Genomic DNA, 17,455 nt, shown 5'->3' on the forward strand with positions numbered 1-17,455 from the left:
TTGTTTGAGGCTTGGCTCATCGTTCAATGAGGTTTTTAATATAGCCCTGTTCATCCTGTGCCGGGACGAAGATTTCCAGGTTGTTGTTCCAGCGGCTCACGTAATGCTGAGTGAGCAGGGTGCGCATCGCGTTTTTGAGCTGGATCGCCGTGGTGTATTCCTGAATGAAGTACTCGCCGTAGCTGTTTTCCGTAACCATGGTCGACTTCAGGGTTTTCGATCCTTTTACCGGTTCCTTCTCAAAATTGACAATGGCCAACGCCCGCAGGACGGTCTCTCGCTTGAGCAAATTGGCCGGGGAAATGCGGGAAAAATGGATGATGGGAAAGGTTTTGATCAAAAGCTCGGTGAGCTTCTGGATATCCACCAGGTCGATGGGCAGGAAATTTTTTGTCAGATGGAGCTGGGTTTTGACGGAAAGGATGCCGTTGACCAGGAGCCAGACAATGAGCCGGACCAGGTTGTTTTCCCGCTTGATCACCGAATCCACGTTGCTTTTCACCGTTTCGTGATCAAGCTGCCCCTGAAAGGCATAGTAGTGAAACGCCCCTTCGTATTTGGTGATATGGATGGTGATATGCTCTTGCGCCATCAGGTCGCGGGAAACACTGCGGATATAGTCGATCTTGTTTTCCTTCTGTTCATAGAAGGTGAAGAGCTTGCGGCCTAAAATGGAGATGTCCCGCTCGGTAATGGTCAGACCGGTGTCTTCGGCAAAACTTTTAAAGATCCAGCGCAGCCTTTTGTAGGTTTCGATGAGGTAGTCGTGGACCTTGGCGCCAAAGGCAATGAGTTCCTTGTACTTCCAGTCGCGGAAGCGCTGGAAGTGGCTGAAATTTTCTGGAAGAAGATGCCAGGCCTCCATCATGTCCATGGTTGCCTTCAGGTGGCTGGTCTGACCGAATTTGGTGTTTTTTTGTGACTCAAACCCCTCAAGCGTCTTGAGAAAGAGGCATTCCTGGATCAGGGAGGCCCGTTTCTGTTCGGCTTTCTCTTGGGTGTAAAAAAAGATGATGTCACGGGCCAGCAGGATGTATGGGTCAATCTCGGCCAGGTCCAGGGCCCCCTGTTCCGCGGGCGGAAGTTTTTCCGGATAGGTTACCAGGCATTTCACCCTGTCCGAGAAGAGCGGCAGAGTGGTTGTTCCCCCGCGCAGGAGGAGTTCGAGATAGGCGAATTTGATCACCGACTTGAAGGGGCTGTCCAGGGCCTTGTTCATCTGCCAGAGGCAGGCGCCGAAAATTTCTGCTTTGGGGATGTCGGAGAGGTAGCCGAGATCGACAAAGTCGTTGACGCGGAGCTTGTTGCGCGAAACCATATTCTGGACAAAGGTCCGGTATTCGCCTTCGGTAAGGCCTGGGGGGATAAACCACCAGAGGAGGATCTTGCCGGCCACGAGAATATGGGTACGGAAAAGCTCATCCTTGAGCAGCAGCTTGATGGCGGAACCTGCCGACTCCTCATCTGTCTCTGCTTCGAAGTTGTTTTCTCTGGTCTGGTCAATGTCCACCAGGAAGAAGTGGACCTCCGAGCCCCGTTTCATCGTCCACTCTTCGATTCCCTTGCATTTTTCCTGTAAAAGCTGCAGCCCCTTTTCGCCCAGCTCTCCCTTGCGGATGCTGACCCAGTAATCGCAGTCGGAAATCGTCGACTGGGCGATGGTTCCAATACTGCCGATGGTTTTTAAGGAGTGGATGCAGGGCTTCTCGGTAAAGGGAGACGGCCTGTCGATCCGCATGGCTGACGAGTTCGGGAAATAGCGGCGAAAGAGCTCGTGGGGCAATTCTTCTGTCGGGTTGAAGAGATGGATGCCATACGGGCAGGCCGCATCATCGACAAAGCCGGGGAGGTCCGGGTAGTTGCTGTGGAGCAGATAGGGAAGAACCTTGAGCAGGAGATTGCCCTGGTTGGTGTTGAAAAGAACCGCCTTGGCTTTGCGCTCCTCATTGTACTTGAGGTAGCGGGTCAGTTTTTGCTGGAAGGAGTTTGGGGCGGGTTCAGGTTTAGTGTCATCCATGGGACGGGTCGTTTCCTTTTAAGGCGCCTGGAGTATGGCTTCATGCAGGCGAACCGCCTGCATAGTTTTTCCCACGTCATGGACGCGCAAAATATCCGCCCCTTGCGTGGCGCAATAGGATGAAATCATGGCCGTTGCCGGATCTCGGTCCTGGGTTTCCAGGCCAAGGAGCTTGCCGATGAAACCCTTGCGGGAATGCCCGATAAGAAGGGGGCATCCCAGATTTTTAAACGCATGCAGATTTTTAAGGATCGTCAGATTATGCTTTACAGTTTTGCCGAATCCGAGGCCGGGGTCAACAATAATCCGTTGCCGGTCAAGCCCCTGTTGTGTTGCCCAGGATATCCGTTCTGCCAGAAAATCCATGATTTCCTGGATAACATCATGGTACACCGGTTCGTCCTGCATGTCTTTGGGAGTTTTCCGCATATGCATGAGAATGACCGGTGCCTCGTGGGCAATGGCGATCCGGACCATTTCGGGATCGAAAAGCAAGGCGCTCACATCATTGATAATATCCGCGCCCGCGATCAAGGCCTGGCGCGCTACCTCCGCCTTGGTCGTATCGATGGAAACCGGGATGCTGCGATTGAGCGCCCGAATGCAGGCAATGGCGGGAAGAACCCGGCGCAGTTCCTCGTCTTTTAAAACCGGTTCGGCATAGGGCCTGGTTGATTCGCCCCCCACATCAATGATGTCTGCCCCGCTGTCCAGCATGGCCTTGACCTGGGCGGAGAGGGCCTGATCTTGGGTAAAGCGGCCGCCATCGGAAAAAGAGTCCGGGGTGACGTTGAGAATGCCCATGACCAGAGGGCGGGGGCCAAAGGCTATGGTTTTGTTTCTGGTCGTAATTTGCACTGGCTGACCTAAAAATGCGTGAGCCCTTTGGGCGGGTGGACCGCCAAAGGGCTCAGGTTGTTGGAAAGTGCGCGCAGGGACATCAGGCATCCGGTGGAGTTATTGTTGCGCTGAAATCTCCGCCGGAGCTGCCGTTTTGCTTTCACGTCCCATGAGTATCTCGATATCCTCCAGGCCGAGGGTTTCCTTTTCAAGGAGCGCCTGGGCAATGGCCCGCAAAAACGTAATGTTGTCCGAAAGCAGCTGGTGGACATTTTCGTTGGCCTTCAGGACAATGCGTTTGACCTCATCGTCAATCCGGACCGCGGTTGATTCGCTGTAGTCACGGTGTTGCGCGATTTCCCGACCCAGGAATATCTGTTCTTCCTTCTTGCCGTAAGAAAGGGGACCTAACTCCTCGCTCATGCCCCATTCGCAGACCATTTTCCGTGCCAGCTGGGTGCAGCGCTCGATATCATTGCCGCTGCCGGTGGTGATTTCGCCAAAGATCAGCTCTTCCGCCACCCTGCCGCTGAGCAGGATGCAGAGATTGTGCTGGAGGAAGGATCTGGCGTAGGTATGTTTTTCATCCACCGGCAGCTGCTGGGTAAGGCCAAGGGCGCGGCCCCGGGGGATGATGGTCACCTTGTGGATGGGATCGGTGCCGGGCAGGAGCATGGCCACCAAGGCGTGTCCTGCCTCGTGGTAGGCGGTGATCTCTTTTTCCTTTTCGGTGATGATCATGCTGCGGCGTTCGGCCCCCATCATCACTTTGTCCTTGGCCTGCTCCATGTGGACCATGGTGATTTTATCCGCATCGGCCCGGGCTGCGAGCAGCGCGGCTTCGTTCACCATGTTTTCCAGGTCGGCCCCGGAAAAACCGGGGGTGCCGCGGGCTATTACTTCCCAGTTGACATCTTCGGAAATCGCCTTTTTCTGGCCGTGGACTTCCAGGATTTTCTCCCTCCCCTTCACGTCCGGCACCGGCACCACCACCTGCCGGTCAAAGCGACCGGGCCTCAGCAGGGCCGGATCGAGCACATCGGGACGGTTGGTGGCCGAGATAATGATGACCCCTTCGTTGGATTCAAAGCCGTCCATTTCGACCAGCAATTGATTCAGGGTCTGTTCCCGTTCATCGTGTCCTCCGCCGAGGCCTGCGCCACGGTGGCGGCCCACGGCGTCGATCTCGTCAATGAAGATGATGCAGGGGGCGTTTTTCTTGCCTTGGATGAACAGATCCCGCACCCGGCTTGCACCTACCCCCACAAACATCTCGACAAAATCCGAGCCGCTGATGGAAAAGAAGGGCACCTCGGCCTCGCCGGCAACGGCCTTGGCCAGGAGGGTTTTGCCGGTACCCGGCGCGCCGGCAAGCAAAACACCCTTGGGGATGCGGCCGCCCAACCGGGTGAATTTCTTGGGATCTTTCAGGAAATCGATGATCTCGGAAAGCTCTTCCTTGGCCTCTTCAATGCCTGCGACATCGGCAAAGGTGACCTTGGTCTGATCCTTGTCCAGGAGGCGGGCTCGGCTCTTGCCAAAGCTCATGGCCTTGCCGCCGCCGCCCTGCATCTGGCGCATGAAGAAGATCCAGACGCCGATGAGCAGGAGCATGGGGAACCAGGAGACCAGAACGGTGACGTACCAGGGTGATTCTTCCTTCTGCTTGACCAGGATATTGACCTTGGCCTTACGCAGAATGGGAATAAGCTCGGAGTCCGCAGGAGGGGTGACTACCTTGAAATCCTTGCCGCCGCTGCCCTTGCCGGTAACCTCATCCGCTTGGATGTTTACCGCGGAAATCTGACCGGATTCAATGCTGGTCAGGAAATCGCTGTAGCTCATTTCCACCACGGATGATTGCGGCTTGTTGAACAGGTTGAACAGCAGGATCATGGTGAGGCCGATTACCAGCCACATGGACAAATTTTTATAAAAACTGTTCAAGCAGAGCCTCCGTCATTATGTGTATCTCGCAGGGGAAATCCTGCGAAGCGTGTCGTGCGTTTCTTGCTCAGCCGTATGGTGTGCAGATAAAACCATGCGGAAATTCAGTGTTCCCACACCATAAGTCAGGCGTAAGAGAAAGTCCAGAGGGGTCAGCGCTGGACCTCTCTTTTTTGCACGACTCCTGCCGATTATTCGAAATATTCCTGCACCGACTTGGGTTCCATGGATTCCTGCTGCATGGTGCCGATGGCCTTGACCATGGATTCGGCGCCGGCAATGGTGGTGGTGTAGGGTAGATGGTAGTTCAGGGCCGCCCGCCGGATGGTATAGGCATCTTCCGTGGTTCTGGTGCCAAGGGAGGTGTTGACGATCCACTGAATCTGCTTGTCCTGGATCTTGTCGAGGATATGCGGCCTGCCCTCGGAAACCTTGTGGACACTGGTGCAGGCAACGCCGTTTTCGGTAAGAATTTTGGCGGTGCCGGGGGTGGCGAGAATGTTGAAGCCCAGAATGATCAACTTTTTGGCAATGGGCACGATGGCTGGTTTGTCGCTGTGCCGCACGCTCAAAAGAACATTGCCTTCGGTGGGGATCTTCTGGCCCGCGGCCAGCTGGGATTTGGCAAAGGCAAGGCCGAGGCAGACATCCATGCCCATGACCTCGCCGGTGGATTTCATCTCCGGCCCCAGCAGGGTATCCACGTTGTCAAAGCGGTCAAAGGGGAAAACCGCTTCCTTGACCGCATAGTGCGCCACCACGACTTCTTCGGTGAGGCCCAGCTCCGGTAAGGTCTTGCCGAGCATGACCATGGTGGCCAGCTTGGCAAGGGGAACCCCCGTGGCTTTACTGACAAAGGGCACGGTCCGCGAGGCGCGCGGGTTCACCTCAAGGATGTAGAGCATATTCTCCTTGACGGCAAACTGGATGTTCATCAACCCCTTGACCTTGAGTTCGGCAGCCATGGCACGGGTAGCGTTCTTGATGGTCTCGATCATCTCCTTGGAGATGGAGTGCGGCGGCAGCACGCAGGCGGAATCGCCGGAATGGATGCCCGCCTCCTCGATGTGCTGCATGATTCCGCCGATGATGGTGTTCTCCCCGTCGGAGATGGCATCCACATCGATCTCCACCGCATCCTTGAGAAATTTGTCGATCAGGATGGGCCGGTCGGGCGAGACGTCGATGGCCGAATTCATATAGGAGGCCAGGTCCCTTTCATTATAAACGATGCGCATGGCGCGTCCGCCTAAGACGTAGGAAGGACGCACCACCACCGGATAGCCGATCTTGGCGGCGATCACCAGGGCTTCGTCCGCGGTCTGGGCCGTGCCGTTCTCCGGCTGCAACAGATTCAGCTTGTGCAAAAATTGCTGGAAGCGTTTGCGGTCTTCCGCCCGGTCGATGGAGTCCGGAGAGGTGCCGAGAATGGGCACCCCGGCCTTGGCCAGGGGTACGGCCAGGTTCAGGGGGGTCTGCCCGCCGAACTGAACGATGACCCCATCGGGCTTTTCTTTCTTGATGATATGCAGCACGTCTTCCCGGGTCAGCGGCTCAAAGTAGAGCTTGTCCGAGGTGTCGTAGTCGGTGGAGACCGTTTCCGGGTTGGAGTTGACCATGATCGACTCAATGCCCATTTCCTTGAGGGCAAAGGCGGCATGGACGCAGCAGTAGTCGAATTCGATGCCCTGACCGATCCGGTTGGGGCCGCCGCCAAGGATCATGACCTTGGGGCCCGTGGTTTCCCTTGCCTCGTCTTCAACCTCGTAGGTGGAATAATAATAGGGGGTGTAAGCCTCGAACTCGGCGGCGCAGGTATCGACCAGCTTGTACACCGGCTGAACGCCAAGTTTTTCCCGCAGCTCCCAGACATCCTCTTCCGAGATGCCGGTGAGAAAGGCGAGCTGGCGATCGGAGTACCCGAGCTGTTTGACCTCTTGGAGAAAGTCATGGTCCAGTCCGTTAAAGCCCTTTTCCCGAATGCGGGATTCCATTTCGACAATCTGTTTGAAGTTGTGCAAAAACCAGGGGTCGATAAAGGAGATTTCGTAAATCTTTTCAATGCTCATGCCCCGGCGCAGGGCCTCGAACACCTGGAAATATCGTTTGGAGTTTGGTTTGCGCAACCCTTTTTCAAGGTCCTCTTGTTCCATGGCCTCCAGATTAAATTTGGGGTCCGCGCCAAAGCCGCTCACCCCGATTTCCAGGGAACGCATCCCTTTCTGGAAGGCCTCCTTGAAGGTACGACCAATTGCCATGGTCTCGCCCACCGACTTCATGGCCGTGGTGAGAAAGTCATCGGCCTCGGGGAATTTTTCAAAGGTGAAGCGGGGAATCTTGACTACGCAGTAATCAATGCTCGGCTCAAAGGCGGCCATGGTTTCCCTGGTGATGTCGTTCTTGAGTTCGTCCAGGGTGTAGCCCACGGCCAGCTTGGCGGCAATCTTGGCAATGGGGAAGCCGGTTGCCTTGGAGGCCAGGGCAGAACTCCGGGAAACCCGGGGGTTCATCTCGATGATCATCAGCTCGCCATCTTTGGGATTCACGGCAAACTGGACGTTGGAGCCGCCGGTTTCCACGCCGATCTCCCGCATGATGGCGATGGCTGCATTGCGCATCTCCTGGTACTCGCGGTCGGTCAGGGTCTGGGCCGGGGCCACGGTGATGGAGTCTCCGGTGTGCACGCCCATGGCATCAACATTCTCGATGGAACAGATGATCACCACGTTGTCGGCCTTGTCGCGCATTACCTCAAGCTCATACTCTTTCCAGCCAAGCAGGCTTCTTTCGAGCATGACCTCGGAATTCATGCTCAGGTCGAGACCGGCCTTGCAGAATTCATCGAGTTCCTGGGAGTTATAGGCGATGCCGCCGCCGGTGCCGCCCAAGGTAAAGCTGGGGCGGACAATGATGGGAAAGCCGATCTGTTCGCTGGCGGCCTTGGTCTCTTCAATGGTGTGGATGATGGCGCTTTCCGGAACCTTGAGGCCGATCTTGCGCATGGCATCCCGGAAGGAGTCACGTCCTTCCGCTTTTTTGATTACCGCGATATTGGCGCCAAGCAATTCCACCCCGTATTTTTCCAGTACGCCCAGCTCAGCGACCTTGATCGCGGTGTTGAGGGCGGTCTGCCCGCCCAGGGTGGGCAGGAGCGCGTCAGGACGTTCCCGCTCTATAATCTTGGCGACCATCTCCGGAGTAATGGGCTCGATGTAGGTCCGATCGGCGATCTCGGGATCGGTCATGATGGTGGCAGGATTGGAATTGATGAGGATGACCTCGTAGCCTTCCTCTTTCAGGGCCTTTACCGCCTGGGTGCCGGAATAGTCGAACTCACAGGCCTGACTGATGATGATGGGGCCGGAGCCGATAATCAGAATTTTTTTAATGTCGGTTCTTTTAGGCATCGGATTTCTTACCTGCTTGTGGTTGTCTCAATTCAATTAACGGTCGTTGCGTTGTCGGTTTTCGCTATCGCTGCTGCATCAATTCGATGAATCTGTCGAAAAGATACAGCGAGTCATGCGGGCCCGGGGCGTTTTCCGGATGGTATTGCACGGAAAATATCGGGTACTTCCGGTGCCGCATGCCTTCGACACTGCTGTCGTTGAGGTTTATATGGGTCAGTTCGATATCCGCAGGATTCAGGGTGGTTGAGTCAACGCAGAATCCGTGATTTTGCGAAGTTATTTCAACCTTGCCGGTAAGGAGATCCTTGACCGGTTGGTTGGCGCCGCGGTGGCCGAATTTGAGTTTGTAGGTGGTGCCGCCATAGGCAAGCCCGAGCAGCTGGTTGCCCAGGCAGATGCCGAAGATGGGGGTTTTGCCGAAAAGCGCCCGGATATTGTCGACAACTCCAGGAATTCCGGCTGGATCGCCGGGCCCATTGGAAAGAAAGACGCCGTCCGGTTTCATGGCCAGGATTTCCTCGGCCGTGGCGGTGCAGGGGACAACCTGCACCGAGCAGTTCCGTTCGGCCAGGAGTCTGAGCTGATTGTATTTTAAGCCGAAATCATAGGCGACAACCTTGTATTTCCCAGGTCCGGCCGTGCTGAAGTTGCTGCCGGGAGCGGGTCGGTTGTCGCGCCAGCCATAGGGCTCGGCACAGGTCACTTCGCGGACCAAATCCCGGCCGACAAGACCGGGGGAATTCTTGGCCTTCTGGATCAGGGATTTGGGGTCGAGATCCTCGGTGGAGACGATGCCCTTTAAGGCTCCGGCCACCCGAATATGACGGGTAAGAGCCCGGGTGTCGATGCCCTCGATTCCGAGAATGTTGTCCTTTTTGAGGAAATCGGCCAGGGTTCCGGTTGCGCGGAAGTTGCTGGGAATGGCATTGTATTCCTTGATCAGGAACGCCTCGACCTGCACCTTGTCCGACTCCATATCCTCGAGGTTGACGCCGTAGTTGCCGATGAGGGGGTAAGTCATGGTGACGATCTGCCCCTTGTAGGACGGGTCGGTGAGCACCTCTTGGTAGCCGCTCATCCCGGTGTTGAATACGATCTCGCCGCTGGTTTCTCCTGGGCCGGTGAAGGATTTCCCTTCAAAAATAGTGCCGTCTTCAAGGGCGATAAGTGCTTTCATAGGAATTCCCTAGTCTCTAAGTTGTAGAATGTGCGCAAGACGATTGCGTTACGGAATGCAGATCCTCTTTAATGAGCGCGATCTGTTTTTGGGCCGAACCTTGTTGCCTGCCCGCGACCTTCAGGGCGCTTCGTCCCGCCACGGCATATTCTTCCGGTTTTTCAATGAAATAGAGCAGTCGGCTGGCGAGTTCCTGGGGGGTTTTTACACAGAAACCGGCGCCTTCCGCTTCCAGCAGCGCTGTGGCGTCGGAAAAATCCGCCATGTGGGGCCCGTAAAAAACAGGGGTTCCCCAGGCTGCTGCCTCTAAAACATTATGGCCGCCGCGTTCCACCAGGCTGCCTCCGCAGAAAATATAGGTGGCCATGGAGTAGAGGCCTGTCAGTTCACCCATGGTGTCAACCAGAACCACCTCGGTACTGCGGCCTTGTTCCTGAACCTGACGCAACCGCATGGTGGCGATCCCTTCCTCGGCGAAGAGCTTTTCGATCTCGGTGAGCCTGCGGAGATGCCGGGGGGCAATTACCCAGACAAGATCAGGGAGCCGCTGTTGCAGGGCGCGAAACACCTCGATCAGCATCGCCTCTTCACCGGTATGGGTGCTGCCGGTGACCAGCACCGGTTGCTGGCGGTGGATATCCAGCATCTGCCGATAACGCTCCGCCAGATGTGGGTCGGTCTGGATGGTTGTCTGGTCGTACTTGGCGTTGCCCAGAATTCGGATGTTGGCCGGGTCTGCGCCCAAACCCCTAAATCGCTTGGCGTCGCCCCCCTGGATCACGGAGATCTTGGTGAAACAGGAGAGCAGGTCCGACATGAAGCCCTTGATCTTTCTGTAGCCGGCAAACGATTTTTCCGAAAGGCGTCCGTTCAGCAAAAACAGCTTGGCGCCGTGTTGCTGTGTCTGCCGGATCATATTCGGCCACAGCTCGGTTTCCAGGCAGACATATATAGTAGGCCGGATGGTTTCCAAGGTCCGGTTGACAATGCCGATGAGATCAAGCGGGGCAAAGAAACAGGGGACATCCTCCGGCAAGAGTTGCGCCGCCACCTCCAGTCCTTGTCTATGTCCGGTGGAGACAACGATGGATGCCTCGGGCAACTGCCTCTTGATCTCGGGAATCAACGCCTTGGCGACCTGGATCTCGCCGACAGAGGAAGCGTGCAGCCAGATGCGGACGGGTTTGTCTTCGTCAAGTTGCACATCTTCCACATGGCCGAAGCGTTGCCGGAGACCTTGGCGATGTTTGGCCGAGAGACCAAGATACACACAGGCAAAAGGGAAAACGGCAATGAAAAAGAGCCAGCCGAAAAGTTGATACAGAGTATATAGCAAGGAGTAAGGGGCCCTTTGTATGCGAGAAAATATGCTGGTTACAGACCTCAGGTAAAAATCAAAGTATTAAAACTGATCGCGGCTTTTTCGTCAATAAGAATTACGGGAGTGAGCCGCTGCAAAAGGGCATAAGGAGCCGGAAACGAACTGATTTGTTTCGTAACGGCTCCTAAGTCGTCTTGCAAAACAAAAAATTGATTTTGGATGCCATGCCCGGCATAAGGAGCCGTAACGAATTTGTAATTTCGTAACGGCTCCTAAAAAATGCCGGCGATGGGCGCTTGGCAGTGCTGGCATTTTCCGCCGGTCATGTGCTGTTGCCTTATCGCAAAGCCGACCCGCTCTATGACCAGTTTTCCGCAGTTTGGACAGAGGGTGTTTTCTCCTGTGTCGCCGGGAATATTCCCGACATAGACATAGCGCAACCCCTCGTTCAGGCCGATCTCCCGGGCGCGGACCAGGGTGTGGTGGGGGGTGGGTGGGCGGTCGGTCATTTTATAGGTGGGCCAGAAACGGGTGACATGCCAGGGAATATCCGAGGAAAGGCTTTTGATGAAACGGGCTATGTCGGTGAGTTCCCCGTCCGAATCGTTCCAACCCGGAATCACCAGAGTGGTGACCTCCACCCAAACCCCCAGTTCCTTCATCAGCCGGATCGTGTCAAGGACCGGCTGCAGCTTGGCGCCGCACACCTCCTTGTAGAACTTGTCGGTGAAACCCTTGAGATCGATATTGTTGGCGTCAAGATGCGGGGCCAGTTCCCTGGTGGCTTCCGGGCCGGTATAACCGTTGCTGACAAAGATATTCTTCAGCCCCGCCGTCCGCGCCAGCTTGGCGGTATCGAGGGCGAATTCGTAAAAGATGGTGGGCTCCACGTAAGTGTAGCTGATGGATTGGCAGCCGGAGCGTTGCGCGGCTTCGACCACTTCTTCCGGGGTGCGCAGGGTGCCGGGCAGGTCTCCGGCATGGAGGTGGGGATACTGGGAGATCTCGTAGTTCTGGCAGTGTTTGCAGTGGAAATTGCAGCCCACCGTGGCAATGGAATAGGAAAGGGAGCCGGGCAGTAGATGAAAGATGGGCTTCTTTTCGATGGGGTCGATATTCTCGCTGATCAAGCGACCGTAGTTGAGGCTGTAGAGGATTCCGCCCCGATTCTCCCGGACCTTGCAGATTCCCCGGCCCCCTTCCCCGATCAGACAGTTGTGGCGGCAGAGCAGGCAGCGGACATGTCCCGGGTGGTCAGCGGGCTTGGTGTAAAAGAGCGCTTCGTGCATGGTCACCTCCCAAGGCAATCGGCCTTTGCATATATGGATATAAGCAAATATACCACGGAAAAGGGTTCGTTTGTATTAATTCTCAAACAAGGAGAGGTGGTCAACAAGAAAAAAACCAATTTATTTCAATGGATTACTGTGTTTTTTAACGGGTGGTGAATAAAAAGTAAAAAATAGGGTTGACGTGGGGGGCTGGATCGACTAATTTGCCGCTCTCCGCAACGAAGGAGACCAAGACTGACTTCGGGTCAGACCACTTGGTGCAGCGATCATTGAAAACTGAATAGTGAGCAAAGTAGAAGATGGGCCCCAAGAAACCGGAGCTTTGGCTTCGGGAGTTTTTATTGCAGTAAAGAGATCAGAATCTCTGTTGAAGAATAACGAGACCTTCGGGGCTTGTTAAGATATTTAACTGGAGAGTTTGATCCTGGCTCAGATTGAACGCTGGCGGCGTGCTTAACACATGCAAGTCGAACGAGAAAGGGACTTCGGTCCTGAGTAGAGTGGCGCACGGGTGAGTAACGCGTAGGTAATCTACCTCTGCATCTGGGATAACACTTCGAAAGGGGTGCTAATACCGGATACACTTATGGGTCGCAAGACCCATAAGGAAAGGAGACCTCTCCTTGGAAGTTTCTGTGTAGAGATGAGCCTGCGTCCCATTAGCTAGTTGGCAGGGTAATGGCCTACCAAGGCGACGATGGGTAGCGGGTCTGAGAGGATGATCCGCCACACTGGAACTGAAACACGGACCAGACTCCTACGGGAGGCAGCAGTGAGGAATATTGGACAATGGGCGCAAGCCTGATCCAGCGACGCCGCGTGAGTGATGAAGGCCTTTGGGTCGTAAAGCTCTGTCAGCAGGGAAGAACGGCCGTGTGGTTAATACCCATGCGGATTGACGGTACCTGCAGAGGAAGCACCGGCTAACTCCGTGCCAGCAGCCGCGGTAATACGGAGGGTGCGAGCGTTAATCGGAATTACTGGGCGTAAAGGGCGCGTAGGCGGCCGATCAAGTCAGATGTGAAAGCCCACGGCTTAACCGTGTGAAGTGCATCTGAAACTGGTCGGCTTGAGTATCGGAGAGGAAAGTGGAATTCCCGGTGTAGAGGTGAAATTCGTAGATATCGGGAGGAATACCGGTGGCGAAGGCGACTTTCTGGACGAATACTGACGCTGAGGCGCGAAAGCGTGGGGAGCAAACAGGATTAGATACCCTGGTAGTCCACAGCTGTAAACGATGTGCACTAGATGTGGGGAAGTGTTGACCTTTCCTGTGTCGCAGCTAACGCATTAAGTGCACCGCCTGGGGAGTACGGCCGCAAGGTTAAAACTCAAAGGAATTGACGGGGGCCCGCACAAGCGGTGGAGTATGTGGTTTAATTCGACGCAACGCGCAGAACCTTACCTAGACTTGACATCCCGGGGATTTTCTGGAAACAGAGAAGTGCTTTAGCAATAAAGAACCCGGTGACAGGTGCTGCATGGCTGTCGTCAGCTCGTGTCGTGAGATGTTGGGTTAAGTCCCGCAACGAGCGCAACCCTCGCCTTTAGTTGCCAGCATTCAGTTGGGCACTCTAGAGGGACTGCCGGTGTCAAACCGGAGGAAGGTGGGGATGACGTCAAGTCCTCATGGCCTTTATGTCTAGGGCTACACACGTACTACAATGGCCGGTACAAAGGGCAGCCACTCAGCGATGAGGCGCTAATCCCATAAAGCCGGTCTCAGTCCGGATCGCAGTCTGCAACTCGACTGCGTGAAGTTGGAATCGCTAGTAATCGTGGATCAGCATGCCACGGTGAATACGTTCCCGGGCCTTGTACACACCGCCCGTCACACCACGAGAGTTGGTTGTTCCAGAAGCGGTTGAGCTAACCTTCGGGAAGCAGGCTGCCAAGGAATGGTCGGTAATTGGGGTGAAGTCGTAACAAGGTAGCCGTAGGGGAACCTGCGGCTGGATCACCTCCTTTAAAAGGATGTACTTCCTGGCAACAGGAAGACATACTTGGTCAACCCCATCTTTTACTCACTATTCAGTTTTGAATGATCGCTGTTATGATCATTAAGAAGGAAGAGAAATGAACGGGCCTATAGCTCAGTTCTGGTTAGAGCGCACGCCTGATAAGCGTGAGGTCACTGGTTCAAGTCCAGTTAGGCCCACCAGGCCGATTAGTGTCAGCTGACAGCAATCTGCTGTTGGTTAAAATGGGGGGTGTAGCTCAGCTGGGAGAGCGCCTGCCTTGCACGCAGGAGGTCATCGGTTCGATCCCGTTCACCTCCACCATTTTACGGCAAAGAAGTGTAAAATGGAGAAGGTAAAATAAACCTTTGGTTTAATTTGCCTTCTCTATTATGCATTTTGCATGAAAGCAGCTTCGCTGTTTTGTAGATCTTTGATAATTGAATATTTTGTTTTTGTTGTACCCAAATATAGCTGAGTATAAAAGATCAAGCGTTTTTTGGTCAAGCTACTAAGGGCAGACGGTGGATGCCTGGGTACCGGGAGGCGAAGAAGGACGCGGTAAGCTGCGATAAGCTTCGGGGAGCTGCTAACAGGCTTTGAACCGGAGATTTCCGAATGGGGAAACCCGGCCAGGGTTATACCTGGTCATCGTGCACTGAATACATAGGTGTAACGAGGCGAACGCAGGGAATTGAAACATCTAAGTACCTGCAGGAGTAGAAATCAATTTAGAGATTCCGTCAGTAGCGGCGAGCGAAAGCGGAACAGCCCAAACCGAGTCATTTATGGCTCGGGGTTGTGGGGCCCCGATATGGGATTGCGAATGGATAGCAGAAGGGCATGGAAAGGCCCACCACAGACGGTGATAGTCCGGTATGCGAAATCTTGAAGCACCCTAGGGTGTCCCCGAGTACCACGAGGCACGTGAAACCTAGTGGGAATCTGGGAGGACCATCTTCCAAGGCTAAATACTACCCGGTAACCGATAGTGAACTAGTACCGTGAGGGAAAGGTGAAAAGAACGGGGGGACCCGAGTGAAATAGAACCTGAAACCGTCTGTCTACAAGCAGTAGGAGCACTATGTCGCAAGACAGTGTAACTGCGTGCCTTTTGCATAATGAGTCAGCGACTTACCCTATGCAGCGAGGTTAAGCCGAAAGGTGTAGCCGTAGCGAAAGCGAGTCTTAATAGGGCGACAAGTTGCATGGGGTAGACCCGAAGCCGAGTGATCTAGCCATGACCAGGGTGAAGCGAAGGTAATACTTCGTGGAGGCCCGAACCGATATAGGTTGAAAACTGTTCGGATGAGTTGTGGCTAGGAGTGAAAGGCTAATCAAACTCGGTGATAGCTGGTTTTCCTCGAAATATATTTAGGTATAGCCTCGCATGATGACTGACGGAGGTAGAGCACTGACAAGACTAGGGGTCCCCACAGGATTACCAACTCTTATCAAACTCCGAATGCCGTCAAGTTCAAGTGCGGGAGTCAGACTGCGGGAGATAAGTTCCGTGGTCAAAAGGGAAAGAGCCCAGACCATCAGCTAAGGTCCCTAAATGCATGCTAAGTGGTAAAGGATGTGGAACTGTTTAGACAATCAGGAGGTTGGCTTAGAAGCAGCAATCCTTTAAAGAAAGCGTAATAGCTCACTGATCGAATGGGTCTGCGCCGAAAATTCAACGGGGCTTAAGCATGCTACCGAAGCTATGGATAACGCGTAAGCGTTATGGTAGAGGAACATTGTAGTAACCTGAGAAGGTACACCGTAAGGAGTGCTGGAGGACCTACAAGAGCTTATGCTGACACGAGTAGCGAAAATGCGGGTGAGAAACCCGCACGCCGAAAACCTAAGGTTTCCTGAGTAAAGTTAATCTGCTCAGGGTTAGTCGGTCCCTAAGGCGAGGCCGAGAGGCGTAGTCGATGGAAAACGGGTTAATATTCCTGTACCATTTTATCAGCGTTTGAGCGAAGGGGGGACGCAGAAGGGTAGGTCATCCGGGCGTTGGTTGTCCCGGTTTAAGTGTGTAGGCGGAGGACCCAGGCAAATCCAGGTCCTTGTATAACGCTGAGGCATGATGACGATGCGGTTTACCGCAATAAAGTGACTGATCCCATGCTGCCAGGAAAAGCCTCGTAGTGAGTTGATAAAGTGACCGTACCGTAAACCGACACAGGTAGGTAGGGAGAGTATCCTAAGGCGCTTGAGAGAACTCTGGTTAAGGAACTCGGCAAAATAACACCGTAACTTCGGGAGAAGGTGTGCCCTCATAACGTGAAGTGACTTGCTCATGGAGCGGAAGGGGGTTGCAGTGAAATGGGGGGAGCGACTGTTTACTAAAAACACAGGACTCTGCGAAGTCGAAAGACGCAGTATAGGGTCTGACGCCTGCCCGGTGCTGGAAGGTTAAGGGGAAATGTTAGTCGCAAGGCGAAGCTTTGAACCGAAGCCCCAGTAAACGGCGGCCGTAACTATAACGGTCCTAAGGTAGCGAAATTCCTTGTCGGGTAAGTTCCGACCTGCACGAATGGCGTAACGATTTCCCCACTGTCTCAACCAGGGACTCAGCGAAACTGTAACACCGGTGAAGATGCCGGTTACCCGCATCAAGACAGAAAGACCCCGTGCACCTTTACTATAGCTTGGCATTGGAGTTTGGAATAATTTGTGTAGGATAGGTGGGAGACTGTGAAGCAGGGACGCTAGTTCTTGCGGAGTCAACCTTGAAATACCACCCTGATTATTTTAGGCTTCTAACCACAACCCGTAATCCGGGTTTGGGACATTGTCTGGTGGGTAGTTTGACTGGGGCGGTCGCCTCCTAAAGTGTAACGGAGGCGCGCGAAGGTTCCCTCAGGCTGATTGGAAACCAGCCGTAGAGTGTAAAGGCATAAGGGAGCTTGACTGCGAGACTGACAAGTCGAGCAGGTACGAAAGTAGGTCTTAGTGATCCGGCGATCCCGTATGGAAGGGTCGTCGCTCAACGGATAAAAGGTACGCCGGGGATAACAGGCTTATCTCCCCCAAGAGTCCATATCGACGGGGAGGTTTGGCACCTCGATGTCGGCTCATCGCATCCTGGGGCTGGAGCAGGTCCCAAGGGTTTGGCTGTTCGCCAATTAAAGCGGTACGCGAGCTGGGTTTAAAACGTCGTGAGACAGTTTGGTCCTTATCTGATGTGGGCGTAGGATATTTGAGGAGAGCTGTTCCTAGTACGAGAGGACCGGAATGGACGAACCACTGGTGTTCCTGTTGTCTCGCCAGAGGCATAGCAGGGTAGCTACGTTCGGAAGGGATAACCGCTGAAAGCATCTAAGCGGGAAGCCTACTCCAAGATAAGATATCCCGGGGCATAAGCCCCCTAAAGGCTCGTTGAAGACTACAACGTTGATAGGCCAGATGTGGAAGTGTGGTAACACACGGAGCTTACTGGTACTAATAAGCCGTGCGGCTTGGCCATTTTTTACTTTACAGTTGCGCTTGATCTTTTATT

Annotated in this window: 7 protein-coding genes, 2 tRNA genes and 2 rRNA genes; 4 read left to right on the forward strand and 7 right to left on the reverse strand. The window is 54.3% G+C overall.

The features are described from left to right. Window positions 1-16: 16 nt before the first annotated feature. From ACZ46D_RS03010 to amrS, 7 genes are all read right to left on the reverse strand, one after another. Window positions 17-2,017, reverse strand: a complete 2,001-nt coding sequence (locus ACZ46D_RS03010) for a class I adenylate cyclase (RefSeq protein WP_464928562.1) — start codon at window positions 2,015-2,017, stop codon at window positions 17-19. 18 nt (window positions 2,018-2,035) lie between these two features. Then, the gene (folP, locus tag ACZ46D_RS03015) at window positions 2,036-2,875 is read right to left on the reverse strand and encodes a dihydropteroate synthase (protein ID WP_464928563.1); all 840 of its coding nucleotides are present in this window, start codon (window positions 2,873-2,875) and stop codon (window positions 2,036-2,038) included. Between the two features lie 99 nt (window positions 2,876-2,974). Continuing rightward, window positions 2,975-4,804 (reverse strand): ATP-dependent zinc metalloprotease FtsH, encoded by a 1,830-nt coding sequence (gene ftsH / locus ACZ46D_RS03020; RefSeq protein WP_464928564.1) that lies wholly within the window; start codon window positions 4,802-4,804, stop codon window positions 2,975-2,977. 191 nt (window positions 4,805-4,995) lie between these two features. Continuing rightward, window positions 4,996-8,211: a carbamoyl-phosphate synthase large subunit gene (gene carB / locus ACZ46D_RS03025; RefSeq protein ID WP_464928565.1), complete on the reverse strand. Its 3,216-nt coding sequence runs from the start codon at window positions 8,209-8,211 to the stop codon at window positions 4,996-4,998. Window positions 8,212-8,275: 64 nt separating this feature from the next. Next, complete coding sequence (gene carA / locus ACZ46D_RS03030; RefSeq protein ID WP_464928566.1) at window positions 8,276-9,391, reverse strand: glutamine-hydrolyzing carbamoyl-phosphate synthase small subunit; 1,116 nt, start codon at window positions 9,389-9,391, stop codon at window positions 8,276-8,278. Window positions 9,392-9,407: 16 nt separating this feature from the next. Further along, entirely contained in the window at window positions 9,408-10,727 is a 1,320-nt protein-coding gene (locus ACZ46D_RS03035; RefSeq protein WP_464928567.1) for a 3-deoxy-D-manno-octulosonic acid transferase, read from the reverse strand. Window positions 10,728-10,984: 257 nt separating this feature from the next. Then, complete coding sequence (amrS, locus tag ACZ46D_RS03040) at window positions 10,985-12,001, reverse strand: AmmeMemoRadiSam system radical SAM enzyme (RefSeq protein ID WP_464928568.1); 1,017 nt, start codon at window positions 11,999-12,001, stop codon at window positions 10,985-10,987. A gap of 409 nt (window positions 12,002-12,410) precedes the next feature. Between amrS and ACZ46D_RS03045 the strand changes: the two genes are divergently transcribed. The 4 genes from ACZ46D_RS03045 (at window position 12,411) to ACZ46D_RS03060 (ending at window position 17,422) form a co-directional block, all read left to right on the forward strand. Next, window positions 12,411-13,972, forward strand: a 16S ribosomal RNA gene (locus ACZ46D_RS03045). A gap of 114 nt (window positions 13,973-14,086) precedes the next feature. Further along, window positions 14,087-14,165 (forward strand) — tRNA-Ile (locus tag ACZ46D_RS03050). Window positions 14,166-14,210: 45 nt separating this feature from the next. After that, a tRNA-Ala gene (locus ACZ46D_RS03055) sits at window positions 14,211-14,286 on the forward strand. 177 nt (window positions 14,287-14,463) lie between these two features. Beyond that, a 23S ribosomal RNA gene (locus ACZ46D_RS03060) occupies window positions 14,464-17,422 on the forward strand. Together the 16S and 23S rRNA genes with 2 tRNA genes alongside form the textbook arrangement of a ribosomal RNA operon. Window positions 17,423-17,455: the final 33 nt, after the last annotated feature.

It is taken from the genome of Thiovibrio sp. Mzg5, from assembly GCF_055379285.1.